At 47.0% G+C, this 26005-nt stretch carries 20 protein-coding genes; 11 read left to right on the plus strand and 9 right to left on the minus strand.

The genetic code is table 11. From position 1 onward, the window contains the following. The first annotated feature begins 343 nt into the window (after positions 1–343). Both JWG88_RS05020 and JWG88_RS05025 read left to right on the plus strand, forming a co-directional pair. On the plus strand, positions 344–2959 hold the full coding sequence (locus JWG88_RS05020; RefSeq protein ID WP_205232619.1) for a molybdopterin-dependent oxidoreductase: 2616 nt from the start codon (positions 344–346) through the stop codon (positions 2957–2959). Next, complete coding sequence (locus JWG88_RS05025; protein ID WP_205232620.1) at positions 2959–3786, plus strand: 4Fe-4S dicluster domain-containing protein; 828 nt, start codon at positions 2959–2961, stop codon at positions 3784–3786. Before JWG88_RS05020 ends, JWG88_RS05025 begins: the two co-directional genes overlap by 1 nt. A 137-nt stretch (positions 3787–3923) precedes the next feature. Here JWG88_RS05025 and JWG88_RS05030 read toward each other — a convergent pair whose 3' ends face one another. The 5 genes from JWG88_RS05030 to JWG88_RS05050 form a co-directional block, all read right to left on the minus strand. Continuing rightward, positions 3924–4352: an FKBP-type peptidyl-prolyl cis-trans isomerase gene (locus JWG88_RS05030; protein ID WP_205232621.1), complete on the minus strand. Its 429-nt coding sequence runs from the start codon at positions 4350–4352 to the stop codon at positions 3924–3926. Positions 4353–4464: 112 nt separating this feature from the next. Next, positions 4465–4797, minus strand: a complete 333-nt coding sequence (locus JWG88_RS05035) for a ferredoxin-thioredoxin reductase catalytic domain-containing protein (protein ID WP_205232622.1) — start codon at positions 4795–4797, stop codon at positions 4465–4467. Beyond that, entirely contained in the window at positions 4794–5051 is a 258-nt protein-coding gene (locus JWG88_RS05040; RefSeq protein ID WP_205232623.1) for a glutaredoxin family protein, read from the minus strand. The genes JWG88_RS05035 and JWG88_RS05040 overlap by 4 nt, the downstream gene beginning before the upstream one ends. 69 nt (positions 5052–5120) lie before the next feature. Next, entirely contained in the window at positions 5121–5639 is a 519-nt protein-coding gene (locus JWG88_RS05045; RefSeq protein ID WP_205232624.1) for a universal stress protein, read from the minus strand. Between the two features lie 255 nt (positions 5640–5894). Continuing rightward, entirely contained in the window at positions 5895–7106 is a 1212-nt protein-coding gene (locus tag JWG88_RS05050) for an MFS transporter (protein ID WP_205232625.1), read from the minus strand. Between the two features lie 584 nt (positions 7107–7690). Here JWG88_RS05050 and JWG88_RS05055 point away from each other — a divergent pair. The 8 genes from JWG88_RS05055 (at position 7691) to JWG88_RS05090 (ending at position 16470) form a co-directional block, all read left to right on the plus strand. Further along, positions 7691–8497 (plus strand): cyclase family protein, encoded by an 807-nt coding sequence (locus JWG88_RS05055; RefSeq protein WP_205232626.1) that lies wholly within the window; start codon positions 7691–7693, stop codon positions 8495–8497. Between the two features lie 28 nt (positions 8498–8525). Further along, positions 8526–9308, plus strand: coding sequence for a cyclase family protein (locus tag JWG88_RS05060; protein ID WP_205232627.1), 783 nt, complete (start codon positions 8526–8528; stop codon positions 9306–9308). 75 nt (positions 9309–9383) lie between these two features. Beyond that, positions 9384–10415: a TRAP transporter substrate-binding protein gene (locus JWG88_RS05065; RefSeq protein ID WP_205232628.1), complete on the plus strand. Its 1032-nt coding sequence runs from the start codon at positions 9384–9386 to the stop codon at positions 10413–10415. Between the two features lie 257 nt (positions 10416–10672). After that, on the plus strand, positions 10673–11176 hold the full coding sequence (locus JWG88_RS05070) for a TRAP transporter small permease (protein WP_205232629.1): 504 nt from the start codon (positions 10673–10675) through the stop codon (positions 11174–11176). Beyond that, on the plus strand, positions 11163–12461 hold the full coding sequence (locus JWG88_RS05075) for a TRAP transporter large permease (protein WP_205232630.1): 1299 nt from the start codon (positions 11163–11165) through the stop codon (positions 12459–12461). The genes JWG88_RS05070 and JWG88_RS05075 overlap by 14 nt, the downstream gene beginning before the upstream one ends. Positions 12462–13513: 1052 nt before the next feature. Next, the gene (locus tag JWG88_RS05080; RefSeq protein WP_205232631.1) at positions 13514–14530 is read left to right on the plus strand and encodes a TRAP transporter substrate-binding protein; all 1017 of its coding nucleotides are present in this window, start codon (positions 13514–13516) and stop codon (positions 14528–14530) included. Between the two features lie 137 nt (positions 14531–14667). Further along, positions 14668–15147, plus strand: a complete 480-nt coding sequence (locus JWG88_RS05085; protein ID WP_205232632.1) for a TRAP transporter small permease — start codon at positions 14668–14670, stop codon at positions 15145–15147. Between the two features lie 6 nt (positions 15148–15153). Next, positions 15154–16470 (plus strand): TRAP transporter large permease, encoded by a 1317-nt coding sequence (locus JWG88_RS05090; RefSeq protein WP_205232633.1) that lies wholly within the window; start codon positions 15154–15156, stop codon positions 16468–16470. A 644-nt stretch (positions 16471–17114) separates the two neighbouring features. Here the strand turns inward: JWG88_RS05090 and JWG88_RS05095 are convergent. From JWG88_RS05095 to JWG88_RS05105, 3 genes are all read right to left on the minus strand, one after another. Then, the gene (locus tag JWG88_RS05095; RefSeq protein WP_205232634.1) at positions 17115–18338 is read right to left on the minus strand and encodes an MFS transporter; all 1224 of its coding nucleotides are present in this window, start codon (positions 18336–18338) and stop codon (positions 17115–17117) included. 422 nt (positions 18339–18760) lie between these two features. Continuing rightward, the gene (locus JWG88_RS05100) at positions 18761–19603 is read right to left on the minus strand and encodes a 4Fe-4S dicluster domain-containing protein (protein WP_205232635.1); all 843 of its coding nucleotides are present in this window, start codon (positions 19601–19603) and stop codon (positions 18761–18763) included. After that, positions 19600–22608 carry a molybdopterin-dependent oxidoreductase gene (locus tag JWG88_RS05105; protein ID WP_205232636.1) on the minus strand — a complete coding sequence of 1003 codons (3009 nt, stop codon included), beginning with the start codon at positions 22606–22608 and terminating at the stop codon, positions 19600–19602. The genes JWG88_RS05100 and JWG88_RS05105 overlap by 4 nt, the downstream gene beginning before the upstream one ends. A gap of 192 nt (positions 22609–22800) precedes the next feature. On the opposite strand from JWG88_RS05105, the gene JWG88_RS05110 reads away from it, so the two are divergent. Then, positions 22801–24339, plus strand: a complete 1539-nt coding sequence (locus JWG88_RS05110) for a sigma-54-dependent Fis family transcriptional regulator (protein WP_205232637.1) — start codon at positions 22801–22803, stop codon at positions 24337–24339. Between the two features lie 69 nt (positions 24340–24408). Here JWG88_RS05110 and JWG88_RS05115 read toward each other — a convergent pair whose 3' ends face one another. Continuing rightward, the gene (locus tag JWG88_RS05115) at positions 24409–25932 is read right to left on the minus strand and encodes a tetratricopeptide repeat protein (RefSeq protein ID WP_205232638.1); all 1524 of its coding nucleotides are present in this window, start codon (positions 25930–25932) and stop codon (positions 24409–24411) included. Positions 25933–26005: the final 73 nt, after the last annotated feature.

A 26005-nucleotide genomic window follows, 5' to 3' on the forward strand; every position in this document is an offset into this window, starting at 1 on the left:
CGCCTTCATTACATACAATCATTATTGAATTTCTTTTCTTTTGGCCGCACCAGTCGGTCAATGAACTCAATCACCTGGGGTTTTCTGCCTAAAAAAAATTGTTGACAAGCCTCTTCTTTCAAGTAAAATAGCAATCAATAACTACCGTCGGAATTGGAGTGCGATACTGCTTGCACTGTTTCGCATTACATGTAATTTTTCATGCATAAACCAGCCAACCGGGACACTAATGGACTGTCAGCAAAACCCGGAAAACGATACTCTTTCTTTAAAATTAGAATTATCAACAAGCGCACTGGCTGTTCCGAGGCAGTGAACTTTCAACCAGAGGAGACATATATCGATGAAACCAATCAAAACAAAAGACAAGACGGTCTTAAGGTCGCTCGGCCTCGGCGGATACTTTGGCGGTGGTGCCGAAGGCATGGTAGACGTCAAAGACGGCAAGATTGTCCGTGTTCGCCCGATGCGGTATGGGTGGAAGTACGACAAGAAAGATGTTCGTCAATGGAAGATGACGCGAGATGGCAAAACCATCGAGCCGACATGGAAATCTCTGCCCGGCCCATTCTCTCTCGCCTATAAAAAAAGGGTTTACTCCCCAAACCGAGTGCCGTTTCCAATGAAACGCGTCGACTGGGATCCGAATGGCGAAAGAAACACACAGAATCGTGGAAAAAGCAAATTTGTTCGCATTTCATGGGATGAGGCCAGCAAACTGATTGCCGATGAAATCCGAAGATGCCACAAAGAATATGGGGTTAATAGTATTTTAATGCAAGGCGATGGCCATGGAGAGTGTAAAACCATCAACACCCCGCACGGTCATCCCGGCGTGCTGCTTGAATATCTGGGCGGTTTCACCCTCCAGGTGCGCAATCCCGACAGTTGGGAAGGCTGGTACTGGGGAGCCAAACACGTCTGGGGCCAGGGCGCTCAGGGCATAATGTACCCTGCTGCAAACATCGTCAAAGATACTATCGAACACTCTGAAATGGTGCTTTTCTGGGGCTGCGATCCAGAGACGACTCCCTGGGGCTTCGTCGGCCAGTTTGCAAGCAGACTCTGCTACTTTTTTACAGAAGTAGGCATAAAACAGGTTTATATATGTCCTGACTGCAACTACGGTACCGCCATCCATGCCGACAAGTGGATTCCTGTATTACCCAACACAGATGCGGCCCTGCAGCTTGCCATAATCTACATGTGGCTCACCGAGGGTACCTATGACAAGGAATATGTCAAAACGCACACGGTAGGTATGGACAAGGTTGCAGACTACGTGCTGGGCAAAGAAGACGACGTGCCCAAGACTCCTGAGTGGGCATCACCAAAATGCGGCGTGCCTGTCTGGACCATCAAGGCTCTCGCCCGCGAATTCGCTGACAAAACCACTTCTATTGCCCACTATTTCGGCGGTGGTTTTATCCGCGGACCATTCGCGCACGAACCAGCCCGTCTCGAGTGTATCCTCCTCGGCATGCAGGGACTCGGTGGGCCAGGTGTCCATCAACATCAGTTCACCTATTTCGGTCTCCCCCGAGCCGAAGGACTGGGCGGAACATTCTTCTGGAATCCGGAAATTGAAGAACGCATCGCCCTGCCGGTCCTCAGTGCGGTGAGCGCATGGCAGCAACAGGTTATCCCCAAGACCTTGATCCAAAATGCAATCCTTTCCGACGAGCCGATCACGTTCAGAGGCACCGGAGCCCAGAACGCCTTGACCCACGATCAATTTGAGCATTATGTCTTCCCAATTTCCAAAGAGGAACATGGCTCTAAAATCCATATGATCTGGACCGACAGTCCCTGCAGGATCACTTGCTGGAACTACGGGCACGAGACTGAACTGGCCATGCAGAATTCACAGGTCGAGTGCATCGTGGCGCAACACCCGTGGTTTGAAAACGATTGCGTCTATGCCGATATCGTTCTACCCGCCAATACCTATATGGAGGTGGACGACATCGTCACCAACATCCGTCAAGGGACGATGCAGCCCAATATCATGATAACGGAAAAAGCCATTGAGCCGATCGGCGAATCGAAGAGTGATGCCCAATGCGTCCTGGAGGTTGCCAAACAGTTTGAAGGCATGGAAGAACAAATGACCGAGGGCAAGACCACTGAGGATCTGCAAAAGCTCATCTGGGGCTACATGGGCGGCGAGAAACTTGTCAGCTGGGAACAGCTGCAAGAAAAGCAATACTGGATTTACAGTACTCATCCGGACTGGGAAGACGATCCTCCAGGATTCCGTGAATTCTACGAGGACCCTGAAAAACACAAACTCAATACTCCGACCGGAAAACTTGAGTTTTACTCAGAAGCCCTTGCCAAGGCCTATCCTGACGATAAAGAAAGAGGACCGATTCCCAAGTGGATCGAAAAAAGCCATAATCATGACGAAAGGATGTCCAGCCATCGGTCGAAAATGTTTCCACTGCTGCAGATGTCCAACCATGGTCGCTGGCGTGTACATGCCCAATGTGACGACATAACCTGGACACGTGAGACCCCCACCATGAAGGTAACCGGTCCCGACGGGTATAAATACGAGCCGTGCTGGCTGAACCCGAAAGAAGCGGAAAAGCGGGGCATTAAAAACGGTGATATCGTCAAGGTATTCAACGAGCGAGGAATCGTTCTTGCCGGTGCCTATGTTACTGAACGGTTACGTGATGGTGTCGCCTATATGGACCACGGCGCCAGACACGATCCCATTAAAACAGGCGAGATCGAACGGGGCGGTGCCATTAACACCATCACTCCGGGTGCCGTTACTTCGGAAAACTGTGTCGGTCAGATCGGCGGTGGCTACCTGGTAGAGGTGCAAAAAGTGAGTGGCGCTGAGATGGACATTTGGCGACGCGATTATCCCGAAGCCTTTGACAGAAAGTATGACCCAGCATCAGGCCTTCGCGTTGAAGCCTGGATTGTTGACGGAGGTAAAAAATAATGAAAGTATTCACTGTAGATCTATCAGTTTGCAACGGTTGCTACTGTTGTCAAATCGCCTGTAAAGATGAGCACGTGGTTAACGACTGGACGCCCTATGCAAAACCACAGCCGGACACTGGACAATTCTGGATTGGTCTGACGGAAAAAGTCCGTGGCCATGTGCCCCACGTCAGAGTCTCCTACGTGCCTTTTCTCTGTAATCATTGCGACGATGCTCCATGCATAGAAGAATGCAAGGTTGATGCCATCTACAAGCGCGACGACGGCATCGTGATCATAGATCCGGAAATTTGCACCGGCTGTAAACTTTGTGCTGATACCTGTCCCCACAACTCTATTTATTTTAATGAGCAGCTGAATATTGCGCAAAAATGTACCGGTTGCAGTCACCTGCTCGATAATGATGAAGAGTGGACAGTTCCCCGTTGTGTAGATCAGTGTCCAACCGAGGCTCTGAAGTTTGGCGAAGAAGAGGATTTTGCGGATTTTATCAAAGATGCTGAACTGCTTAATCCTGAAGCTGGAACCAAATCGAGGGTATATTATAAGGGTTTGCCGAAAAAATTTATTGCCGGCACACTCTATGACCCGACAGAAAAAGAAGTCATCATTGGTGCAACCTGCACCCTGACAGATGAGGAATCCGGATTAAAGTTCACCGAGACAACAACGAATTTCGGCGATTTTTGGTTCAAGGAACTACAAGATGACAGAAGTTATTCTCTCACCTTTGAAAAAGATGGTGTCAAACAGACCATAGCCGGCATTAAAACCGATATTGATCGCGGGCTTGGTGATATTGCCATGGACATGGCGGCAAAATAGCCTTAGCTCGTTGTTAGCAACAACAAAGGCGACAACAAAAGAACCCGACTGAATTTGTTCTCCCCGGTCGGGTTCTTTGTTGTCGCCTTTTTTATAGTGCTTATTGCTCTGCCTTTCTCTCGAAATCAATCGTCTTTTCAGGGCACTTCGAGGAGTTCAACATTATAGGTCAGATTCAGTCCGGCCAGGGGATGATTTCCATCTATGGTCACCGTTTTCTCGTCCACGGCATTGACCACGAAATTGACCCTTTCTCCATCTCTGTTCTGATATTGCACTGTTCGACCGACGGTCAGATTGATGTCATGCGGAAAATTTTTTCGCTCGACCCTGAGCACCAGTTCTTTGTTGTATTGCCCGTACGCATCCTCGGGAGAAATCGTTATTTTCTTGATCTCTTTTTCTTTCATTCCAACTATCTGGGATTCAAGCGCCGGCAATATTTTACCATCGCCGATTTTAAAATTCAGTTGGGTCTTCTCTTTAGGTATTCCAACAATCCTGCCATCATCAAGTGTAATGGAAAATTGGATTTTTACGTAACTCCCCCATTCTGCAGTTTTCATAGTTATCTCACAGGAGTCAGAGTCTTTGTTCATAAAGGCGCTACAGCCTGTTCTCTGACATTTAATTTATATTCTAGCCTTCTCAGATGACCGATAGCAAACAACGGGTTTCTCAGAAAACTGTTTTCTCCGGCGGGCGGCGCTCAGGAACATACACCGGGTCTATGACCCCTTCATTCCATTCTCTGGATACATAGAGACCGCAGTAACAACTTCCAAACTCTTCGATATCCGGCTGACAATACAAACACGGACAGATTATATCCCGGTCGTGTTGCAAGTTACCCGATGCAACCCTGCATGGGCAGGACAAATAACCATAACGTTCTTTGTTCACCAGAAGTCCATCAAGGAGTTCTAGAGTTCTCAACCTGTCTTTATTGAAAATGAGACCTCTCTTTTCCTGAACGGTCTTCAGCTTGTTATAGAGTTCCTCCGCAGTCATCCAATGCCCAATGCCTCCTTTATCTCATTTTCCCTAAAGCCGACGATAACCTTTTCTCCAATGACAATCGTCGGAAAAGAACAACGTTTGTTGATCTGTTTCACTTCCGCCAATGTCTCCCGGCGCTGCGCACCCTCCAGGAGATCTACATCAACAGAGTCAAAAACAAACCTTTCCGATTCAAGCATTTTCTTTAAGGTCTTGCAATGACCGCATGTGCTCACGGCATAAAGTTTTATGTTTTTTTCATGCATGGAAGCTTCCACCGCAGTGTCTCCGAGAAACGGCAAGAAACAAGTCTATTCAATTCCCAGTCGACCGCATCAGGATGCTTCTGAAGGAACTACTGTTACCGGAATCGTACTTTTTTTCAGTACACCCTTGGCTGTGCTGCCAAGAGAAGTTTTGGCGAAAACACTCCTGTGGCCACCAAGAACAATCAAATCACAGTCATTTTTTTCGGCACTTTCCAGGATATCATCGATAGGTATACCATCCGTGATTATGATTTCACTAGATTTGAAATCACAGGCATTTCCCTCAAGACCTTCCTGATTACAAAAATTACGTAAAGACTCTCTGATGCCACTGCTGGTAGATTGCTTACCGAGTAGGGATCGATGAGCACTCTCCTGATGGGAGCCGATCATATCTTCCCACTGATGGGTACCAAGTAAACCTTTTAACCTTCCGCTGACATTCTCTGGTAATTTCTCAATTACATGTAACATGTAAATAGTAGCCTGAAAACGAGTAGCGATGGCTATTGTGAAATCCAGGGCCGGCTGGCAATTAGGTGTTAAGTCTGTAGCAAACAGAATTGATCGAATTGGTTTTAACATGATTTTTTTCCTTTCCTGTTTTCATAAATATACAACATTCTGTAGAACCGTTGTCGTTTTCCAAAAAATAACTTAACCACTCATTACTCCGCTTACAACACATACTTATCAACACATCTCGACAAAAATCAGCATATCATGCAATACGCCGGGCGCGTAAAAACATCAATCAATGCTGCTCTGTCAAACAAAATGAGTCCAAAACCCTCTAGTTACGTAGAGACAGTTTACATCATAGTTTCTTGCCACTATCGATCAACATCCCGATTGATCATCATACCTTCCCAGCTTCAGGAAAAGGACTAAAACCGGACCCAGAAGAAAAAAACATCCGGCAATGAAAATACCTGCGGCAAACGTATATACTTGTGCAAAATGCCCTAAAAACAGAGGTGTCATCCCTCCGCCAATAAGAAAAGCCAAGGGCGGCCCGGTAGCGCTTGTGACGCTCCTCAAGGAAGGCGGCGCAATTCGGGACAATGCCGCAAATCCTGCGGGAAAAAAAGCTGTCAGCATAGCTGGTTGCAGGAACAAGACCATAATCAGCAGCCACCCCTTGGTACAGGATAAAAGCACGGTTAAGATGCCGGTCAACAGTAAAGAAAGAGCAATTATCCTCTTCTGACCCACTCTGTCGGTAAGCCAACCTACGAAAAACACCATGACAAGACCGGATAGCTGGGACAATCCGATCAGGTAATTGGCCGTGCCAAGGTCAAACCCTCTTTCCGTCACAAAATAGAGGGGAAGCATGGCAAATATTCCGGCATTGCCACTCATGGCCATTGCAAAAAGGGCAACCATGATCCAGAACGAACCTGTGGAACCAACTACTTTTACATTTCGTATGTTCACGGGCCGACCGGGAAATTCACCACCCTTACCTAAAAAACTATAGAGAAAGGCAGATAAAAGTGCAATCCCTGCCCATAGAAGTATGATTTCGCGCCAGGTGAACCAGCGCAGCAAAAAAGCTGCTATAAGAGGAGCAGATACGAAACTGAGCGGGGGAGCACACTGGTGCACACTCAGCCCTTTTCCCCAGTCGGACTTTTGAATCTCTGCTGTAATTGTGCTGATAGCCGAGGGTAAGTGAATCGAACCTGCAAAACCAACAACCATGAGCCAGAACCCCAGGGCCCATACACTCTTGATAAAGCTACAGGGAATCAAAGCAACACCCACGAGCAGGGCCGATAACTTCAAGGTCCCCAGATGATTAATCCTGGAAGAAATATATCCAGAACATAGCGGGGCCAGCAAATACCCTAAAGACATCATGAGAAACAGCCCTCCCGCCTCCCCATGACCAATTCCCAGCTCTTTTTCAATTTCCGGCATAAGAGGAGCAAACAGAACCCGGCTGACAAAGCCGAGATAAAAAAGCCAGGCCAAAAATACGGTAAGTCCCATCTTGTCATGAAAGGACTCGGGCATGGGGCAATCATACAGTCCTGTATCGTCCATTGTTATCCTTTTCCTGCTTTATAAAAGCTTGATGGCGTCGTAAAAACTCTTCATCTGCATCGTTGCTACAAAATTTCTATCATTACGACGTACCCTAGTACGCCGTAATGATATAAATTTTGTGCGCCTAGCATATGAAGTTTTTTATTTAGCCATCCGAAAATTATGGTTTTTACGAGTTTATCAAAGCTTGGCCGGTGACAATTTAATTTCGTTGAGAAGCCCTTTCAGGCAGTACCCATTCGATAAATCCTTCCTGGACGCCATACTTCATGAGCGAGAGTTATCTTTATATATATATCAATTACCAATGGTAATTGCCATATCATATTGTATGTAAAATATTCTTGACATGTTTGCTTGCCAATGTACAATGTGTTTTACATTGTGAGTTTTTTGTTTTGATATATGAAACTCCTTGAGCATGTGTCATTCCGTACAGGTTATTTTTTAGCAACAACAAGAAAGTATATTTTCAAGGGTATTTACACCGCAAAAGGGCATTAAACTTTTGCACTGCTGCTTCTCCCATGGTTAAAAAATAGCCTGCGGAAACAGCGTGAATCTAAGACAAGAGGCAGATTATGATAGCAGTTACAACAGATCCTTACAGTGGGCTGCAGACGATTGAACTGAGCCACCCCTGGGGCCATGGGGTACCATCCTATCCAGGTCAAGACGATGTAAAAATGTACCGTTCTGTTAAATTTGCTCAACATGGTGTCATGGCTCACCGCATAAATACGGTACTGCATACCGGAACACATATGAATGCTCCCTTGCACATGATCCAGAAAGCGGCAGACCTGGCAAGCATCCCCGTTGAACGTTTCTTCGGCAATGGCATTGTTCTGCATCTACCGAAAAAAAGTTATCAGGTCATCACGGCAAAAGATCTGGATGAGGCCGGATCCGGTGTGCAGCAGGGTGATATCGTCGTTATCAACTCCGGTTGGCACCACAAGTATTCCGATGCCATAGAATACTTCGGCGAGTCTCCAGGCCTATCCAAAGATGCTGCCGAATGGCTGGTGAAAAAAGACTGCAAACTCGTTGCCGTTGATATGCCCCAGGTGGATCATCCCTTGGCGACCTCGCTGGGTCTGCATCGCGGCGGCCCCACCATGAACCGTCTGGCCCATGCCTACGAACAAGCCACAGGCCTGGACCCTAAAAAAGAGCATCCAGACTGGAATATTGCTCACAAAGTCCTGCTGGCCGCGGGGATCCCAACGATTGAACAGGTAGGTGGTGATGTCGACATATTGTCCGGCAAACGCGCTACATTTGCTGCAACACCTTGGAAATTCCAATACGGTGACGCCTGTCCGGTCCGCTTTATGGCGATGATAGACCCTAGCGGTAATTGTAGGATTGATTCCGGCAAATAATTAACCTCAAAGGTAAGGGAGATCAATAATGAGCCTTGAAATATATAATTTAAGTCATGTCTTTCACCATCATATGCCGGAATGGCCGTCTACGCCCAGCGTCAATGTCATTGTCGATAAATTTCATGCCAAAGACGGGATTTATCAGACGAGATGGGACGGCATAATGCATCGTTGTACCCATATGGATGCGCCGATCCATGTCACCGAAAACACCCCATGCATCAGCAGCTACCCTACCTGGCGTCTATGCGGTACCGGCGTTGCCGTATCGATCCCCAAAGGCAAATGGGGTGTAATTACTCCAGAGGATCTCGAAAATGCCCGTCCAGTGATCAAGGAGGGCGATATTGTCATGATCAATACAGGTTTTCATCACAAATGGGCCGACAGTGATGAATACTTCGCCTATGGTTGCGGCGTCTCCGGCGCAGGTGCCCAATGGCTGGTAGACAAAAAGGTAAAATGTGTTGGCTACGGCCACCAGGCAAATGATCATCCGATAGCAACCAAGCTGGTGGATCATGGCCTCGGTCCCTCTCAACCCCATTTGATTGAGGAATATAAACAAGAGACCGGCCGTGATCCCAAAGAGGATTTCCCCGACTGGGAACCAGCTCACAAAACTCTCATGGTCAAAGGTGGTATCCCCGGAATTGAAAACGTCGGCGGAGACCTAGACAAAGTAACAGGAAAGCGCTGCTTTTTTACAGCCTTCCCATGGCGTTGGACTGGTGGTGATGGCTGTATAGTACGCATCCTCGCAATCGTTGACCCCGACCAGACATTTCGATTTGAAACCGGGCAATAATCTACACAGCCTGAATTCAGAATGTTGCCTACAATACATGCATTGGTATAAAATTCAAAAGAGCTGGAGGAACGAATGAAAAAACGAGTCATTATCTTTTTGATCACGCTAATGATGGCGGTACCTTTTGCGGCACAGTCCAAGGAAAAACCAATTATATTGCGTTTTGCCCACCAGAATCCGGAAAGCGGGCTAAGCTCCGTAAAGGCCTCAGAACCCTGGTTGAGGCAAATTGAAGAAGCAACCGGGGGCAAGGTCAAGATTCAATCGTTTTATGGCCAGACTCTTGCTAAAGGCAAGGATATGTGGGAAGCCACTAAACTGGGTATTACCGATATCGGCTGGTGTTTTCATGGCTACTGGCCGGGTATGACTCCCGTAACTGATGTAATCAGCCTGCCTGCCATGCCATTCACAACCGCGGAAAAGGGCAGTGAAACGCTCTGGAAATTATATGAGAAATTTCCAGAAATTCAGAACGAATTTAAAGATGTAAAGGTCCTTCTTTTCTATACGAGCCCTCCATATACCCTGATAACCGTCAATAAGCCGGTAAAAAGCATGGCAGATCTTAAAGGGATGAAGATTCGAATGACCGGTGGTCCCCCTACCGAAATGGTAAAAGCACTTGGGGGAGTTCCCATGCTCATACCGATGCCTGATAACTATATATCTCTACAAAAGGGCGTTATTGATGGCATGGGGGCACCTTGGGAGGCGATTCACGTCTGGCGATTTTATGAGGTTGCCAAATATTACACTGAGGTACCGTTTCCCGCAGTCTACTTTTCTTTGGTGATGAACAAAGCGAAGTGGAACAGCCTCCCCAAAGACGTTCAGGAGGCAATTATGAGTGTCAGCGGAGAAGCTGGATCAAAATTTTGGGGCCGTAACTTCTTTGATGAAATGCGAGCGGTGGGATTAGAAAAAGTTAAGGAAGCAGGTAATGCAGAAAACATCTTCTCGTTGAGCGCGGAAGAGCGCCAAAAATGGATTGATGTTGGCGGTGAACCTATATGGCAAAAATGGGTGAAGGATATGGAGGCAAAAGGTGTTGTAAACGCCCAGGAGATTCTCGATACAACGCTCCAACTTGGTCAGGAATAAGCTAGCAGCCCAGCTCCTGCATTGCGTGCGGTGACGAGACGAGTGCTGTTTACCTCTGTCACCGTACGTAAAACCATTATGTTATCCTTACTACAGATCAACCTGTCACTCAGTTCATTCCCCTCAATGCATGGGAATTGACAAGAATGAAAAGCACATAACCCGGCGGGCGCTGAAGAGCCATGTCAAGGGGACGAATAAGAGACCATTTGCCGGTTAGAAAGTTGTTCGATTAGCTTATTCAGGAGATATGATCCATGCAACCAAATTGGCCGGGAAAAGTGATTAACTTTATAACCGGAATATTAGCAGTTATTGCAGCAACCGCACTGACTCTCATGATGTTTTTGACAGCAGCGGACGTTCTTGGTCGATATTTTTTTAACAGCCCGATCTCCGGTTCAATGGAGTTGGTCGAATATTTGATGGCTATTATCGTGCCATTCAGCATCGCCTACTGCGCTCTTCAAAAATCCCACGTGGCGGTTGATTTGATTGTAGATCACTTCCCAAAAAGTTTGCAGAAAATTTGTCATTTTTTCATTACCATCCCTTCCATAGGCTTTATCCTGCTCATTTCCTGGCAGAATTATTTATCTGTTTTCGACGTCTACGATTCAAAAATGACTTCTGCGGTCTTATCGATTCCTGCATACCCTTTTGTCATACCGGTTGCCATAGGTACCCTGGTCTATGCTGTGATTATGCTCATTCAACTCTTTGGTTCAAAATCAAAGGAGGCATCTCATGGGTCCATCTGAGGCCGGTTTCCTTGGCATATTTGTTATGCTCATCCTGTTATTGTTGCGGATGCAGATCGGCATCGCCATGGGATTGGTCGGATTTTTGGGATTCGCCTATGTTACCGGATGGGGACCGGCTTTTGGAATTCTTAAGACGGTACCGTATACCACCTTTGCCAGCAATGATTTGAGTGTCATCCCACTCTTTATCCTCATGGGCTCTTTTGCCTTTGTTGCCGGCATGAGTGAAGATCTGTACCGATCAGTCCGCACGCTCTTTGGCAATCTTCGAGGAGGGCTGGCAATAGCTACAGTAGCGGCCTGTGCCTGTTTTGCCGCCATCAGCGGGTCAAGTTTGGCTACTGCCGCAACCCTGGCAAAAGTGGCTATGCCGGAGATGAAAAAATTTAATTACGATACAGCTCTGGCGACAGGCTCCATCGCCTCTGGCGGCTGTATCGGAATTCTCATTCCGCCTAGTGTGATTCTGATCATCTACGGTATCATTACCGAACAGTCTATTGGCAAATTGTTTATGGCTGGATTCATTCCAGGAATTCTTCAGGCTGTCTTTTATATCATCGTCATTATGATTTTGTGCCGACGCAACCCAGCCATGGGTCCTCCAGGACCCAGCACAACAATAAATGAAAAATTCTTTGCGTTTCTGAAGACTTGGCAAGTACTTGTTCTCTTTATTATTGTTATAGGAGGGATCTATTCAGGTATATTCACCCCTACCGAAGCAGCTGGAATAGGCGCTTTCATAGCCTTTGTATTTACAATTTTCCGGGGCAAGTTGACCTGGGAGAATTTAAGAACGAGTTTGACCAGCACTGCATCAACGACGGGGATGCTGTTCATGATTGTTCTCGGCGCTATGATTCTCGGCTATTTTTTCTCGGTAACCAGATTACCTTTTGAACTTGCCACAATGGTCTCTCAACTGCCTGTCAATCGTTATGTCATTTTGGTTTTAATCCTTTTAACATTGATGGTGCTCGGCTGTTTGATGGATTCTATGGCAATCGTGTTATTAACCGTTCCTGTATTCTATCCACTCATCCTTCAACTCAATTTCGAGCCTATCTGGTTTGGGATTCTCGTCGTCAGGGTAACGGAAATGGGGTTGATTACACCCCCTGTTGGATTGAATGTCTTTGTCATCCAAGGAATAACAAAGGTTCCAATGCATACGATTTTCCGTGGGGTGACCCCTTTTCTTCTTGCCGATATTGCCGGGATCATTCTGCTCCTCGCAATTCCGCAAATCACCATGTTTCTGCCGAATTTAATGAATTGAGGTTCGGCAATCCAGCTTTAGGCGGCAATGTACGACTAGGGGCCTGGCAACAAATAAGATAGTCAAAATTTGCGCTCAGTTTAGTTGCAGCGATTGAGCGAAATCCTCGGCGTAGAGTGCGCTGCGCCGAGGATTTTGCGATTGAGCTGCGTCCAAGGACGGCCCGAAAATGAGCTGCAGGATGGTCATGTTATTTTTTCCCAGGCCCTGACGTTAGCAATTTATAACAGGCGAAGAGTACATTACCTGGGTAAAATAAACCGGCATATGTGTCTTGGTGGTATATGTTTAATTATCTTTTGTTTTTCCTCAGAAAAAGCTGGAAAAGAATGGTATGCGGATGCTGCTTGTCAAACAATTCCTGAATTCCGTCGGTAGGGGCCAGCATGGGGTTTCTGACTTTGGTACAATGGACCTGCCACCGCGCAAATATTTCTCTATAACACTGCAATCCACAGTATCTGAGCTCTTTTTCCGTCACGACAGGAACCCCAGTAAGTGTTATAAAATTAATATGACATATCAAAGGTTATTCTTGACAGGAGAAGCATTGCATGCAATATTGCATTGAGCATTGTATGGAAATTACCCGCTACAAATTTCGCTTTATCAGGATGAGCCGGTTTTTTTTATATGTCTAGAGTGTCGGGAATGTGACAGCTGGAAAAGAACTAGAATTACAGGATAAGTACCTTTAGACAAAATATTTCGAACTCTGTGCTTAACTCATTCAAATAAATAATAAAATATTCTGTAATACATTAAGAGTCCACGATAAATGAAGAATCTCAGGATCAACCGAAAAAAACAAAATCAGTTAGGGGTTAGATGATCGGTTGCTTATTAAACACTTTCAATTAAATATCATTAATAGTAAAAGCTTATTAGAGGGAGGTCTAATTAGTTAGTATAAACACTTTATGATGCCCAGAAGAAATTCATGTTTTCTATGACTCTTTAAAGCTTGTTGGAAGCAGGCCAACGGGCGAAAAGCCGCAATGTATCACTGGTTAAACACTTATTCACTACCTAAATCTCAATGGAGGATTTCGATGAAAGGAATATTTTTTACACCACGAGCTGCTTTTATTTGTTTCGCATTGTTTTTCGCTGCATCTTCAGCCCATGCGGTAACCCTAACTTATTCCACTTTTTTCCCTCCCACCCACATTCAGGCGGTAACCTCAGAAAATTGGTGTAAAGAAGTAGAAAAACGCACCGATGGTCGTGTAAAAATTCAGTTCTTTCCAGGACAGACGCTGACGCGCGCACCACAAACCTACGAAGCAGTAACCGACGGTATTGCCGATATCGGTGTTGCAGCTCTTGCCTATACTCAGGGACGTTTTCCTGTCATGGCTTCTCTTGATATGCCACTGGGCTATCCATCAGGTGTTGTTGCAACCAAGGCTGCCAATGCACTGTTTGAGAAAATGGAGCCCGTCGAATTTGACAGTACCAAAGTCATGTACTTCCATGGTCATGGTCCAGGATACATTCATACCCGCAAAGTTCCTGTTAAAAAACTGGAAGATCTGAAAGGACAACGTATCCGTTCTACAGGCATGAGCGCCAACATCGCAACTGCCCTTGGCGGTACACCGGTAAGTATGGCAATGCCTGACACGTATCAGTCTCTGCAGAGAGGTGTTGTCGATGGGAGCTTCCATCCAGCAGAAACTAACAAAGGCTGGAACATGGGAGAAGTGGTGAGCTATATGACCATCGCAAAGCCCGCAGCCTATACCACCACTTTCTATGTCGTCATGAACAAATCCAAGTGGAACAAGATCTCTCCTGAGGATCAGAAAGTCATAGAAGAGATCAATAAGGAGTGGGCTCTTAAGCATGGTGAGGCGTGGGACAGCAGTGATGAGGAAGGTATGGTTTTCTTTAAAGATAAGGGCGGTACTGTGATCACACTCGATGACGCTGAAAGTGAGCGCTGGGCCACTGCCGTTCGACCTGTAATAGACAATTATATCAAAACGCTGGATGACATGAAGATTGATGGCGCGAACGTCTTTGATTTTATCAACAAAGTCATAGCAACCGGCGACGCCCAATAGCTGACTGAGGTTTCCTCCGCAGGATGTATCGTCTGCGGAGAGAGCACCTCCATCGCCACAACTAACTGCCGCAACTGCCATATGATTAACGAAACGGCGTGTTGTGGCGGTTTATACACGCACAAGGATAACGGAACATGTTTGGCAAATTATTCGATAAGCTCTCAGATAAGCTAATGTTTCTAGGGAGTTTACTGCTGTTAGCCATGGTTGCCCTGACCTGCCTTGATGTTTTTGGCCGTTTGTTCGGCTATCCGGTCTTTGGCGCGTATGAACTCATGAGCTTCATGGCTGCCTTGGTCGCTGCAGCAGCACTCTCTGACACCCATGCAAAGAGACGTCATATTGGTGTGGAAATTATCACCGAAAAGCTCTCTAAAAAAACCAGACTGTACCTCGATCTGGTCATAGATGTTGTTTCTTTTGTTATCTTCTGCATTGTAACCTGGCGTATGTTTATTCTCGCAACGAATGTCCGGGCATCCGGTGAACTGTCAATGAACCTCATGGCACCAGAGTATCTTATTATGGGAGCTGTTGGCGTTGGTTTTCTTCTTTTTGCCTTTGCAATTGTCAAAACTTTTTTCTCAACCATCAGCAAGCTAAGGGGGCTTTAATCAGCAATGAGTCCTACAATGATAGGCATTATTGGAATTTTGGTGATGGTTACCCTGTTCATGTCCGGTATGCCTGTAGCATATGTCATGACACTGGTCGGTTTTGTCGGCTTCGGGGCATTGGTTTCTTTTCAGGGTAGTTTGAATCTGGTCGCAAAGGAATTTTATTCCGTCTTTTCAAATTATGACCTGACCACCATCCCCCTGTTTATCCTCATGGGCCAACTGGTGTTCAGTAGCGGTATCAGTACACGGCTTTATGATACTGCATACAAATGGCTAGGCGGGATTAAGGGCGGTATGGCCATGGCCACTGTCACTTCGTGTACTGCATTCGGGGCGGTCTGCGGATCAAGCCCGGCTACGGCGGCCACCATGGCCACAGTAGGTATGCCAGAGATGCGGCGCTTTGGTTACAAGGATCAGCTCTCTGCCGGGGCTGTGGCTTCAGGCGGAGGCCTCGGAATGATTATGCCGCCGAGTGTCGTTATGATTGTTTACGGCATACTAACCGAACAATCCATCGGTAAACTCTTTATTGCGGGCATTATACCCGCAATTCTCATCACCGTTCTCTTTGTCATTACAATCTTCATCTGGTGTGCGATTGCCCCATCTCAGGGGCCGGTTGGGAAAACATTTACCTGGAAGGAACGCTTTGTCTCTCTGTTCGGTATGGGGGAGGTCATCATCATTTTTGTCACCGTCATGGGCGGTATGTTCATGGGATGGTTTACAGCAACCGAAGCGGCAGGCATGGGAGTGTTTTGTGTGTTACTGGCAACTCTGGTTCGCAGGCAGCTAACTTGGGCAAAACTAATGGACGCCCTTTACGAAACAATACGTTCTTCGCTCATGGTAATGCTGCTGGTTGCCGCGGCGACGGTTTTTGGCAAATTTCTTGCGATCAGTCGAATACCATTTGAGATAGCCACCTGGATCGGTGGTTTTGACCTGCCACCTATCATCATCTTAGCTATAATCGTGTTTGTTTATTTTCTCGGCGGCTGCGTTATGGACGCTCTAGCTCTGGTGATGCTGACCATTCCAATTTTTTATCCGGTAATCATGTTTCTTGGTTATGATCCGGTCTGGTTCTGTATCATCATCGTGTTAATTTCTCAGATGGGGGTTATCACACCGCCCGTTGGTATCAACGTCTACGTCGTTTTTGGTGTAACGCGAGGGTTACCCGGAGGTGAGGTTAAGCTGGAGTCTATTTTTGCTGGGGTTTTGCCGTTTCTTGCGGCAATTGTTGTGGGGATCATCCTCATGACGATTTTCCCGGGAATAGTCACCTATCTGCCGAATCTATTATACTGAGCAGAGTTCCCCCCCGGACAGCTTAACGCCGAACGTAGGCCCGCTACATCACTTAAATTCGAAAAATTAATAAACTACATGGCAGATATGAAGTGGCAACCAAGATTACAGAAGAACCAGTGCCATTTTTGGCGGGCGCGACTCACGCCCCAAACTGAAATAAACTTGGTCACCACGAAAAGCATTCCAATAAAACGAGCACTAGGCGATGTCTTTAGGGGGGATCCCTAATCGGTCATGTCTCGATCTATAATAATGTGACTGGCATGCTCTTTGTCGCAGCGAAGGAATAGTCGCCTATGGTACATACCTAATAAGTAATTCGGCTGATCTGCATATCTCCCCCGCATTTGCAGAGGAGGTTGCTCGTTTCCGCTACCGAGACCAAGGCTCTTTTGTTTGCTGGCCCTAAAATTACTTGTAACCTACCAACATTTTGAGAATATTTGTAGAAATATCTGCCATGATCGAGCTTTCTGCTTTTCTGTATATCATCCAAAATAGAGTGATCAACAGTTATGGTGATTTTCAGATGATACAAATCCCAAGTGTGGTGCTGGTACATTTCGAAAGGTGCATGCACAGTGTGAAAGTATCACAATAAAGAAGGCTAAATATCCTTTAGATACTTTATTTCATCGATTCTAGACATCCCATTTATATTTCCCTAGGGTCCTTTCCGATTGGTTCAGCAGCGGCAATAACAAAGCTGCCGCTAGCATTGCAGCAGCAAAACCGATGTTAAAGGCCCAGGTGTAGGATCCGGAAAAATCTATGCTCCAGCCACAGACAATCGGAGAGGTGATGGAGCCGAGTCCCAGGAAAAAAGTCCACACCCCGATGACACTTCCAGCGGCGGCTTTTGGGAAAAAATCCATAGCCGCAGCTGCATAAACAGGCCACACGGCGCCAAAACCAATGCCGATCAGGATAATAAAAAAAATCTTGAGACGTAAATCCGAGACGTTAGCTATTCCCCAACAGCCTAGCCCGAGCAGGCAGCAAGACATCATCATTACTGGAATTCGGCCCCAGCGATCAGACAAAATACCCAAACTTAATTTTCCGGCCATGCCAGCCACCGCAATGATGGTGAAAAAACGGGTGGCAGTTGCATAGGACAAGTGCAATTCTTCAGAGGCATACACACTCAAAAAGGTAAAAGGCACGAGTACAGTGAAGCCAACCAGGAGATAAGAGCCGCCAATTAGCCACAAATGCAGGCTTCCGAGAAATTGACGACAGGACAATCTTGGTAATGTCCTTGTTACATCAACTCGGGAAATAGGGGATAAACCGCCTTCATTTTCCTCGGGGTTCCTGATGAACAGCAAATTTAACCCGGCAACAAAAAAGCCAAAGATTCCCAGCTGTATCCAACCGGCCTGCCAACTGGAACGTTCAACTATGATCGGGAGAAGCAAACTCCAGGCAGCAATACCAACACCGCTGCCCATTGTCACAACGGCAAGTGTGGTTCCGCGATGCCTATCATCCGCCCACTGCTGAACCAGCGAAACGACCGGAGCCCAGCAGGCTGCATGCCCGATTCCTGCCAGCGCAAAAACAATCGCCGCTTCCGGCACCGTTGTGACGAATGCCATAAGCAACGCACCCACCGCCAATAAGGCCGAAAAACAAGTGAGTAATATGCGGGAATCAAAACGATCCGAGAGGGTCCCGAGTATCGGTGAAAAAACCGTATACGCCACAAAATAAGAGGAATAAATAACCCCGGCCTGCGTCTTTGTGATCTCAAGTGTTGCCAGCATTCCCGGTAATAGCATGCCGTAACCATATCGAACAGCATAGGCTATGGAAACGGTAAAAAAAGCAGCGGTAAACACTCCGCAACCACGCAAACTCATTAATCCGCACCCTCAATAAACATAAATATACCACCATGGCACTTACACCCCTCAAGAGGGTACTGGAAAGATGCCGGCTTATTTCCCATTTACCGGGGTTACCCCTCAGATAAACGTCCCGAGTGATTTTTTATATGCTCGTCGGAGTTGACACAGATATTTAGATTATTCTGCGATGAGTTCCAGCTGCGTCTCGCCATTCTGCAGCGGTCTGCTATCGGGTCACTAGGATGCAATATTACATGTAATCTTTTTTTTGTCAATATTTTGCTTACAAAATATATCAACGATATAGATATTCAATATAGCGAACAAAGACAATTTTTAACTGTGCGGTGAACTAAACAGAAGAAAATAATTACATGTAATTAGCCGGCCATTTCTTTTCGGCATGTCCAAGCAATCTTCATTTCAATAATATACTATATCCACAGCGTACCGACAAAACGACTCTTCTGCAATTTTCCGATTTCCATTCTTGTAGATTTTTCGGCAAAGCTCACCTCTAGTTCATAACTGCCGCTCTTTTCGACGAGTCCGTCAAACTTAAAGTCTCCAAAATCATCCGACTCTTGTTGAGAAAGAGTATTGCCATCTTTCAGCAGTCTAACCGTTGCACCAACGACACATTCGGTTGCTCCATCATCTCCCGTGGCGACACTGCCGACGATAATACACTTGTCGAAACGGTGGAGATTTTTATAATAGACCCTGGGGCGTGTAGGCATTTTCTCGGATGCTAATGTTTCCATATCCTCCGACGTTACTAACCCGGCTAACCCCTCGTCTTCGATATGCAGGATCGACAAGGCCCCTGTCGGGCAAACCTGAACACACCTCGGAACCTTCCACCCCTTATCGAGCAAGTGGGCGCAAAAGGTACACTTCTGAGGCACCTGGGCCTCTTCATTCCACCAGATTGCGCCATAAGGACAGGCACCGGCAATCGCATTTTGCCCTTTGGCTTTTTCCGGATCGATGAGCACAATTCCATCCGGCCGTTTATATACCGCCTCGTTTTTTGCGGCCGCAACACATGGCGCATCGTCACAGTGCATGCAAGGCTTCGGCAGATAAGCCACATCAATGAGGGGAAATTGCCCCCGTTCTTTTCTCGAAATATTCATCCAGCGCTGGCCATGCAGCGGCTGGGAGAGTGCATAGCCCGGCCAGTCGTTGCCGCAATGCTCATCCTTGCAGGACAAAAAGCAATTATTACAATTTTCACATTTGGCCACATCGATGACAAAGCTGTATTTTTTCATTGTACCGCTCCTTCTTCCCATAACTCAACCTGTACCAGACAGGAATTGGAGGCTGTTGAGTGAGATTTCTTGATGATGTTTCTGCTGGGGGTGAGCACATTGATGCACCCGCCCCGGTCAGGAGATTCTCCCGGTTCACCGATCGGATCGTAAATAGCCGATCCTTCCGGCGACTGCATGGTTCCCGGAGGAAGTCGATCAGTGATATGCGCGGCGCAAATCACCTCCCCCCGGTCATTAAAGAGTCTGACCAGACTGTTGTTGCCAATATTTCGTTTGCGGGCATCGTCAACGTTAATCCTGACAATCCAGTAATAGTAGCCGTCAATCAAAACCCGATGATCCTTAACGTCGTTGATGACGCAATCTTTCCCATCAAACATGGTATGAAAACTATAGCGGGGATGGGGCGAAATCAGATTCAATGGGTATTTGCCGTACAAAAGCGTGTTGTGGTGACCTTCCCACGAGGGAATATACGTTGAGATCGGCGGCCGCTCCGGATCGTCCGGCGCAAATCTCTTCAGGCTGGAGGACTCGAACTCGAGCTTGCCCGATTGCGTCTGCAACCCTTTTCGCCACTCATCTGTATAATCCGATGGTAAGGGAGTTAACTCCGGCACATTCTTTTTTGCTCCTTCTGCATACCAACGATAGGAGACGGGAGCACGGTTTTCTTCCTTGGGGGCCGGAACAACATAGTACCCCTTCTTTAAAAAATCTTCCCATGACACCACCGTGGGCAGATCACTCGCTTTAAAGAGCCTGTGACACCATTGAAGCTCGGTATTCCCTTCCGAAAACAGGGCACCCATCCCGAGCCGCTCGGCCAGCTCGTGGAATATCTGATAATCGGACTTCGATTCACCGAGCGGCTCGATGCATTTATGCTGCATAGTGATGACCCTGTGGTTCCACTGAATAAACTGATGGTGACTGTAACCTCCGGAGTTGGCAGTCTCACCAATGTCCCACCGTTCAAAATTGGTACATGCCGGTAAAATAACATCTGCAAACTTGGCCTCCCCCTCAAACCAGATTGACTGATTGACGACGAATTCCAGGTTATCACTCCTATAGGCCCGGGCAAAACGGTTAGAGTCGGCCATGGTGCCGAAATGCGATCCACCATACTTGTAGTACATCCTTGATGGTGAGTGGCCGGGGGCAGGATAGGTTATTTTTTTAAATTGCCCTTCAATGCTTTTGGGATCAGTTGGATAACCCTCGCAGGACTGATTGAGAATTGCCTCGGGGATACGCAAGCGCGGAATCATCTGGGAAACCGAATTCATCGAGGGAAGCTGGGGCATACGCTGATACATGCTGATCCGAAGCCCGGTATAATCAAGATCTCCGGAAAGGCCTCCCTCCGCATAACCCGGAAAATAAAAATTGGTGTCCACCGGTGCACCCTGTTGCAGACAACCCATATTCACTCCTGGTTTGCCCAGGCCCTGCATGGCCATCAGGCAGACCATCGAGCGCGCCCATTCGATACCCGTGGCACATCTGCAGGCTCCGCCGAATCCGGCTAGCCCACCCGGCGACAGATAGGTCTTTCTGCTGCCCCACTGGCGTGCAAGGGCACGCACCACGCGAGCCGGAACATTGGTTTCCGCCTCTTGCCACTCGGGAGTCTTCGGAATGTTGTCGACCTTGCCGAGTATATAATCGCGCCATTTATCAAAACCGACGGTCAGGGTGTCAACATAGTTCTTGTCGTACAGGTCTTCTTCTATCCATACATAGGCGATGGCAAGGGACATGCTGTTTCCGGTATCCGGTCTCGGGGCAATCCATTTTCCGCCGAGGAGCGCCGCGGTATGGTTGTAATATGGGTCAATGTGGACCATTTTTATTCCCAGCGACTTTGCCCACTGCCGGCGCACGGTGCCTTCGAAGGCTCCATAAACGCCGCTGGTGGATTCAGGGTCGCTTGACCAGAAAACGATCATTTCCGCTTCCTTGAGGCAGTCCTCTACGGTGCCATAGGTATCTGTCGCCCCATTACGAATGGAATTGCCCCAGTGGTGCATGGCACCCCAATACCAACCTTCCCAACTGTCGGGATTATGAACCACATGACTCGACCCTATGGTATTCATAAACCGGGTTTTGGCGCTCAGCCAATATCCGATATTTCCCCAGGTATGATGAGAACCGCTGCCATTCATTATCGCACCGGGGCCATACTCTTTTTTCACTCTTTTAATCTCGGCTGCTACGATATCAAGAGCTTTGTCCCAACTTATCCTCTCGTATCCTGATATTCCCCTATTTTGACAATTGCGCTCTCCTTCAGGGTCGAAATCAACACGCTTCATTGGATATAAAAGTCTATCCTTGGAGTAGATCAGCGATTTAAGGCCTAAAACATAGGGGCTTACCGTTCCTTTCCGCGGCGGTGTAAAAGATTTACCTCGAGCATGTATGGTCCACGACTTGCCGTCGGTATCGTCAAATTCAACAGGAGTGATCCGAATGATCTTGCCATTTTTGACATAGACGAAGACAGGTCCTCCATTGGTGTTATTGACATACCTGATCATTTCATCGCCAACCGGCGTGCCGTACTGGAATGTATCAGAGACGGGGAGCAGCTTATCCAAGGTCTGCATGAACCAGAAAACAGATTCATCGTTCCCCTCAACATCCACCTGAAAATTTTTCATCGCGTTAATCTGCTTGAGATAGTTCCGTGGCGAAAGCATCAACCGTACTGCTATAGCCGAACTGGTGAAAATCATACACACATCCGGCTCTGTCACCATTCCTGCAAAAGAGGAGACATTACCTTTTTTAAAGACATAGACACGCCCATACTTGTCGCCACGTATTTTAATCTGTGCAGTCAGGTCTTTTTCCATCAAGCGATGCTTAAACGACGGTGTCAGTATCCTTTTGGCTTTCATCACCAAGAACGCGGCATACAGCATGAATTGAAACAGCAGGTTCGATGTATGTTCTGATCTGGCCAGAAAACTGTCAGCAGAGAGTTTCATCTTAGTTCCTCCATAAATACGTCATTGGTTTTGCATTCATTACATGCAATCACCGGGCCAGTATTTTATAGATTATTTACAGATAGTTATAATCCGCATTGTATTTGATTACCATATTTGGTAAGATAAACTTCGAAATATGGGAAAAAATATTGTTTTTACCACATACGGAAATTAACTGGGCGGTGACTTATGGATGAAAATCTCTTTTTTAAACAGGCCACGCTGCTTCTCTGCAGCAGCCTGGATGTTGAAATCGCTCTTTGGCGATGTTTCCAGTTCGTCCGAAAACACCTCCCGGTTGACGCCATGTATCTCAATATTTATGAACCAAGCATCAGCGGTATCCGATATATAGCCATGGCCGATGCTCATGGCGGACGCAAAATTGAAAAATCAATCAAGCTTCCCGCGGGTCTCATCCAGGCTATAGAAAGCGGACAAAGATTAAAAGATTATCTAATCATCAATACTCCCGAAGATGACCCGTTAGGGCGGATAATCACAGCGGAATTTGATCTGGCCGATCATTCATTTATCGCCCTGCGTCTCTATATCGAGGGGCACCGACTCGGCGTTATCGACCTGTTTGCGAAAGGCGCTGATCGTTTCAGTCAAGAGAACGCCCTGCTCATCTCGCAACTACGAGAACCGTTTGCCATTGCCATGGCAAACGCCCTTAAACATCAAGAGTTAGTCGATATCAAAGAAAAGTTGTTATCTGATAATCGCTATCTGCACAGTGAACTCATAGCTCAATCAGGGAATGAAGTAGTGGGGGCAGAAACAGGATTAAAGGAAGTGATGGATAAGGTGGCTCAAATAGCCCATTTGAAAAACACCATCCTACTCCTCGGCGAAACCGGCACGGGCAAGGAGGTGATTGCCAACGCAATTCATCGCCAATCTCCGCGTAGTAAAGAGCCCTTCATAAAGGTTAATTGCGGCGCTATTCCGGAAAACCTGATCGACAGCGAACTCTTCGGTCATGAAAAAGGAGCTTTTACCGGCGCGGTTACCCAGAAACGCGGGCGCTTTGAAAGGGCTCACAAGGGAACTATCTTTCTTGATGAAATAGGTGAACTACCTCCTTGGGCACAGATCCGCTTGTTGCGGGTATTGCAAACTGAGGAAATCGAGCGGGTTGGCGGGTCGCCTCCCATTAAATTAGATATCCGGGTAATCGCAGCCACTCACAGAGACATGCAACAGATGGTGAATGACGGATTATTCAGGGAAGACCTCTGGTTTCGAATTAACATGTTTCCCATCTTTATTCCGCCGCTTCATGCACGGATTTCCGATATACCGCTGCTAACAAGCTATTTTCTTGAAAAAAAATCCAAAGAACTGGGAATTCACCCGGTACCGGAAATTGCTGCGGAAGAGCTTAAAAATATCATGCAGCAAACCTGGCCTGGCAATGTCCGTGAGCTTGAAAACGTCGTCGAACGCTCCCTGATTCTGCACCGCCAGGGACCGTTCTATTTTCAAAGACCTCAGAATCCTTCGCCTATTGCAAAAAATGACTTTTCTCTTAAAATCGATTCTCATATCATCCCTCTTGACGAGGTTGTTCGTAATCACATTGTTCAAGCACTTAAGACAGCCCGGGGAAAAATAAACGGTACCACTGGAGCGGCGGCTCTTTTGCACATTCATCCCAATACCCTTCGCAATCGCATGAGGAAGCTCGGGATCGAATTCGGCCGTAATTGCAATACAAGATGAAGAGCTTATGCCACTCCAAGTCTGGTGTTGCATGATCCTTTTCTTATGCTTCCATTGTTCCAGCTGATCTCATAATTTTTGCCTGTTCATATGTTCGGGTTTGCGTATTTTATACACACGGGCCGCATATTCTTTACTCTCTGACAGTTTACCCATCTTGTGATAGAGTCCCGAAAGGGTTTCGAAGACAGTTGCCATGTGCATGCTGTTACCCTCATGGTTCTTTTCCAGAATCTTTCTAGCGGTCAAGAGAGCCTGTTCCGCCTCCTGGTATTTCCCTGAATCGACATATAAGGTAGCAAGGTTGTGATAACTCTGGGCGGTAGCCGGGTGGTCCTTACCGTGAGCCTTCTCCCAAATCGCCAAGGACTGTTTGAGCATCTTTTCAGCCTCGGTATTTTTTCCCTGCTCCCGGTAAAGAGCGGCCATATTCTCCAGAGATTGTGTAATAGCCGGATGGTCTTTACCAAAGGCCGCCTCCCGAATATCAAGAGCACGCCGATGTTGCTTCAGGGCCAGAGCCCTATCTCCTCTTTTATTATATATCACGGCAAGGTTATTAAGAGACTGCGCAACTGCCGGATGTTTTGCCCCCAAAGCTTTCTCTCGCGCGGCAAGAGATTTTTCCAGTAGAGACAGAGCGTCTTTATGACGTCCGCTGTTGATAAAAATCTCGGCCAGACTGTTTTGCGCTTCGGCAAGAACCGGATGTTCGCCGCCCAGAGAAGCTGTATATACTTTTATAGCTTCCTGCAGGAGCGTCTCGGACTTTTCCGTTCGGCCCGTAGCTGCGTACAATGCCGCCAACCTGTCCATTGCAGAACCAATTTCCGGATGATTGTCCGGGAGAGTGTCTTTGAAAATGCCAATAGCCTGGTTCAACAGCGGTTCAGCTGCTGTAATTAATCCTTTTGCCAGGTAGACTTCAGAAAGGTGGGTCAATATACCAGCAAATTCGGGGTTTCCAGGACCAATACTGTTTTCATAAATGACCAGGGCCCGGCGAAGCTTCTTCTCTGCGGCCTCCATATCGCCGGCCTGTCGGTCAATGACGGAGAGACTTTTAAGAATAGGCCCAAGCCCTGGGTCATCCTGGCCCTGATTTTTTTCTATGAGTTGTAGGGCCCTTTCAAGTTGCACTTTGGCCGAATCCGATTTTCCCTGTCCAAGATAAATTGTTGCGAGAGTACTGAAAACAGGGGGTAGCAATGAAGGATCATCTGCATGGAACTTCTCATATATGGCGGTAACCTTCTCCATTTTCGGCTCCGCCTCCTGGTATCTTTGCTGGGTAATATACATCTCCACGAGATTAACCAGGGTATCCGCTACTTCCAGAGACGACTCCCCATGCACTGCTTCACTCACCTGAATAGACTGAAGTAGAATCTTTTCTGCTTCCTGATAATCTCCCATTATATGATACAGTTCACCTAAATTATTCAGCGTCACGGCAACAGTCTCATGGTTTTCGCCGTTTTTCTTTACGGCATAATCCAAGGCCTCGCGGCCGGCCGCCATGGCTTCCTGGAATTGACCTTTTTGTATAAAATCTATTACCTTCTGGTTCAGCGCATCCCAACTTTGAGCCATTATCTCTCTCCTTACCCTTATCTATATCTTATGCACAATGCCACATAATCCAGGAACTACAGCAGATCAGCAC

The organism is Desulfopila inferna (genome assembly GCF_016919005.1).
Classification (GTDB): Bacteria; Desulfobacterota; Desulfobulbia; order Desulfobulbales; family Desulfocapsaceae; genus Desulfopila_A; species Desulfopila_A inferna.

What these genes read in the sequence shown, in the direction of transcription:
- JWG88_RS05060 (WP_205232627.1), top strand. Translation starts at nt 8,526, where the DNA reads ATGAGCCTTGAAATATATAATTTAAGTCATGTCTTTCACCATCATATG.
- JWG88_RS05045 (WP_205232624.1), bottom strand. Translation starts at nt 5,639, where the DNA reads ATGTTAAAACCAATTCGATCAATTCTGTTTGCTACAGACTTAACACCT.
- JWG88_RS05095 (WP_205232634.1), bottom strand. Translation starts at nt 18,338, where the DNA reads ATGAGTTTGCGTGGTTGCGGAGTGTTTACCGCTGCTTTTTTTACCGTT.
- JWG88_RS05075 (WP_205232630.1), top strand. Translation starts at nt 11,163, where the DNA reads ATGGGTCCATCTGAGGCCGGTTTCCTTGGCATATTTGTTATGCTCATC.
- JWG88_RS05085 (WP_205232632.1), top strand. Translation starts at nt 14,668, where the DNA reads ATGTTTGGCAAATTATTCGATAAGCTCTCAGATAAGCTAATGTTTCTA.
- JWG88_RS05020 (WP_205232619.1), top strand. Translation starts at nt 344, where the DNA reads ATGAAACCAATCAAAACAAAAGACAAGACGGTCTTAAGGTCGCTCGGC.
- JWG88_RS05115 (WP_205232638.1), bottom strand. Translation starts at nt 25,932, where the DNA reads ATGGCTCAAAGTTGGGATGCGCTGAACCAGAAGGTAATAGATTTTATA.
- JWG88_RS05110 (WP_205232637.1), top strand. Translation starts at nt 22,801, where the DNA reads ATGGATGAAAATCTCTTTTTTAAACAGGCCACGCTGCTTCTCTGCAGC.
- JWG88_RS05105 (WP_205232636.1), bottom strand. Translation starts at nt 22,608, where the DNA reads ATGAAACTCTCTGCTGACAGTTTTCTGGCCAGATCAGAACATACATCG.
- JWG88_RS05070 (WP_205232629.1), top strand. Translation starts at nt 10,673, where the DNA reads ATGCAACCAAATTGGCCGGGAAAAGTGATTAACTTTATAACCGGAATA.
- JWG88_RS05035 (WP_205232622.1), bottom strand. Translation starts at nt 4,797, where the DNA reads ATGACTGCGGAGGAACTCTATAACAAGCTGAAGACCGTTCAGGAAAAG.
- JWG88_RS05040 (WP_205232623.1), bottom strand. Translation starts at nt 5,051, where the DNA reads ATGCATGAAAAAAACATAAAACTTTATGCCGTGAGCACATGCGGTCAT.
- JWG88_RS05025 (WP_205232620.1), top strand. Translation starts at nt 2,959, where the DNA reads ATGAAAGTATTCACTGTAGATCTATCAGTTTGCAACGGTTGCTACTGT.
- JWG88_RS05100 (WP_205232635.1), bottom strand. Translation starts at nt 19,603, where the DNA reads ATGAAAAAATACAGCTTTGTCATCGATGTGGCCAAATGTGAAAATTGT.
- JWG88_RS05030 (WP_205232621.1), bottom strand. Translation starts at nt 4,352, where the DNA reads ATGAAAACTGCAGAATGGGGGAGTTACGTAAAAATCCAATTTTCCATT.
- JWG88_RS05055 (WP_205232626.1), top strand. Translation starts at nt 7,691, where the DNA reads ATGATAGCAGTTACAACAGATCCTTACAGTGGGCTGCAGACGATTGAA.
- JWG88_RS05065 (WP_205232628.1), top strand. Translation starts at nt 9,384, where the DNA reads ATGAAAAAACGAGTCATTATCTTTTTGATCACGCTAATGATGGCGGTA.
- JWG88_RS05080 (WP_205232631.1), top strand. Translation starts at nt 13,514, where the DNA reads ATGAAAGGAATATTTTTTACACCACGAGCTGCTTTTATTTGTTTCGCA.
- JWG88_RS05090 (WP_205232633.1), top strand. Translation starts at nt 15,154, where the DNA reads ATGAGTCCTACAATGATAGGCATTATTGGAATTTTGGTGATGGTTACC.
- JWG88_RS05050 (WP_205232625.1), bottom strand. Translation starts at nt 7,106, where the DNA reads ATGGACGATACAGGACTGTATGATTGCCCCATGCCCGAGTCCTTTCAT.